Source organism: Terriglobales bacterium (assembly GCA_035543055.1).
GTDB lineage: Bacteria > Acidobacteriota > Terriglobia > Terriglobales > Acidobacteriaceae > JAIQFD01.
This window is the reverse complement of sequence record DATKKJ010000227.1, coordinates 1-2,376: the sequence shown is the minus strand read 5'-3', so window position 1 is coordinate 2,376 and position 2,376 is coordinate 1. Positions and strand designations below refer to the sequence as shown.

The following is a 2,376-nucleotide window of genomic DNA, read 5'->3' as shown; positions in this document are numbered from 1 at the left end:
GTTCACCGCCGCCGGCACGGCGTACTCCAATTACCAGGTGCCCACCGTCCCGTTCTTCACCTTCTATTCGATGTTCGGGTTCCAGCGGGTCGGGGACCTCATCTGGGCTTTCGGCGACGCCCGCGGCAAGGGCTTCCTGGTGGGCGGCACCGCCGGACGCACCACCCTGATGGGAGAGGGACTGCAGCACCAGGATGGACACAGCCTCGTGCTCTCCAGCACCGTGCCCGCCTGCGTCACCTACGACCCCGCCTACGCCTACGAGACGGCCGTCATCATCCAGGACGGCATCCGCCGCATGTACCAGGAGCGTGACGCCATCTTCTATTACCTCACCGCCTATAACGAGGATTACCCGATGCCGGCGATGCCCGAGGGCGTCCGGGAAGGCATCCTGCGCGGGTTGTACAAGTTCAAGGCGGCTCCGTCGGGGAAGGCGGCACTGCACTTGTTCGGCAGCGGCAGTATCCTGAACGAAGCGCTGCGCGCGCAGACTATCCTCAACGAGAAACATAAGGTCCAGGCAGATGTTTGGAGTGTGACCAGCTACAACGAGCTGCGCCGTGATGCCCTGGCTTGCGAGCGCTGGAACCGGCTGCATCCGGCCGAACCGGAGAAGCGCCCCTACATCCTCACTGCGCTGGAGGGCACGAAAGGCCCGATCGTCGCCGCCAGTGACTACATGAAGATCGTTGCCGACCAGATCGCGCCGTGGCTCACCGGCCGCCTGGTCAGCCTGGGCACCGACGGCTTCGGGCGCAGCGACAATCGCGAGCACCTGCGCCGCTTCTTCGAGGTCAACGCGGAATCCATCGCCGCCGCCGCGCTCTCCCGGCTGGTTCGCGATGGGAAGTTCGACGCCGCCAAGGCGCAGAAGGCCTTCAAGGACCTGGGCGTCGATCCGGAGAAGATAGACCCGGCGAGCGCCTGAGGGCTCCTGGGTTCGCTACCGCGGCGTCCATTGCAGGTGAGCGCTGAACAGGCCATTCACCATCAGGATCTGATAGGCGACCACCAGTCCGAAGGCCAGGCTCAGCAGCCCCGAGGCCATGGCCAGTCTTCGCTCGATGCCCTGGGTCCGGGCTACGACCCGGAAGCTCGAAGCGATGCCCACGGTGATCACCATCATCCCCACGATGGTCCCCACTCCGAATACCAGCAGGTAGGCGACCGCCCAGGTCGAGTCGCGGACCGTGGTCAGGACTAGCAGGGCCACTGCGGCCGAACCGGCGAGTCCGTGGACGATGCCTACCACCAGCGGCCGGAGGTGCTGGTACAGGGTCGCGCGCGCAAACAGCCGGTCCAGTCTGGCCAGCGGGGTCTGCGACAGCGGATGCGGGTGGACCTCGGGATCGTGGGCCGGCATTGACCGCAGGAAACCGCGGATGTTCAGGAAGCCGAGAACCACCAGCATGATTCCCACGGAAAACTCCATGCTGAGGCCGACCCGGGGCGGGATGACCAGGTTGAACAGAATGATCGCCGTGCCCACAACGAAGATGGTCAGGGTATGCCCCAATCCCCAGAACGCGCCCACCAGCGCAGCGCGCGCCAGGTTGCGCTGCCGGCCCACGATGGTGGTGACGGCGATGACGTGATCCGGATCGGTGGCGTGCCGCATCCCGAGGAAGAAGCCCATGGCGATGATAGAAAGCAGGCCGATCATGTCCTGCGCAGAGTACGCGGACTTTCCCGTCGCCATCAAGGACAAAAGGCCGCGCAGTTTGCGCGGCCCGGGAGCTGTTGGCCCTTACCCTGTTCCGGCGTGTGCTGTTCCTAGAACTGTTGCCGTCTCCGGCCAGGGATGCAGCTCTGAGGGTGGTCCCCGAAGTCTAGCCGCTCGTGGGTGGAACAAGTTCGTACGTCGTACTGATATCGATGCAGCGGTGCAGAGTTCGATACAAGGGACATTGCAACGGGTACTGCTGGTGGACCTCTCGGACCACGTCCCCGGCTTCCGCAGGTACGGCCAGGCGATGATGGACACGGATGCGCCGGATCACCAGCACGCCGTCTTCGGTTTCTACCTCGCCGCGAACGTCGCTGACCAGAGCTCCTCGTCCCGTCTTCACATTCCGCGCTGCCAGCGCGGTGGCAAAGGTGCCCTGCAGTCAAGCCGACGCTGCGGCGATGACGTAGTCGATGGTGGTGGCGCGCGGCTCTTTGATGGTTGCCGGGTTCAGGCCGTAATGTTGCGCGATCGCTCCGTGGACCCCGAAATAGACGGGAGCCGATTCAGAGGGAAGGAGCGCCATCCTGATGGCTCCCGCCCCGCGTTCGATCTTTCCCTCATAGACATATGTCGCCATCTCATCCTCCACGCGCTAGCTGTTCGATGCTCGGCGCTCAGTTTTGTTTCACGCCGAAAACGCCGGC

The 2,376-nt window shown here is 64.4% G+C and carries 4 protein-coding genes; 1 reads left to right on the top strand and 3 read right to left on the bottom strand.

All coding sequences use genetic code 11. The features are described 5' to 3' along the window. A partial coding sequence (locus VMS96_14625) for a hypothetical protein (GenBank protein HVP44663.1) occupies positions 1-931 on the top strand: 931 nt, incomplete at its 5' end. Between the two features lie 15 nt (positions 932-946). On the opposite strand, the gene VMS96_14620 is transcribed toward VMS96_14625, so the two are convergent. From VMS96_14620 to VMS96_14610, 3 genes are all read right to left on the bottom strand, one after another. Next, positions 947-1,666: a hypothetical protein gene (locus tag VMS96_14620; GenBank protein ID HVP44662.1), complete on the bottom strand. Its 720-nt coding sequence runs from the start codon at positions 1,664-1,666 to the stop codon at positions 947-949. Between the two features lie 166 nt (positions 1,667-1,832). Then, the gene (locus VMS96_14615) at positions 1,833-2,072 is read right to left on the bottom strand and encodes a hypothetical protein (protein ID HVP44661.1); all 240 of its coding nucleotides are present in this window, start codon (positions 2,070-2,072) and stop codon (positions 1,833-1,835) included. 39 nt (positions 2,073-2,111) lie between these two features. Next, on the bottom strand, positions 2,112-2,309 hold the full coding sequence (locus tag VMS96_14610; protein HVP44660.1) for a hypothetical protein: 198 nt from the start codon (positions 2,307-2,309) through the stop codon (positions 2,112-2,114). Between the last annotated feature and the right edge of the window lie 67 nt (positions 2,310-2,376).

Coding starts and splice junctions, on each gene's coding strand:
- VMS96_14620 (HVP44662.1), bottom strand. CDS start 1,666: ATGATCGGCCTGCTTTCTATCATCGCCATGGGCTTCTTCCTCGGGATG.
- VMS96_14610 (HVP44660.1), bottom strand. CDS start 2,309: ATGGCGACATATGTCTATGAGGGAAAGATCGAACGCGGGGCGGGAGCC.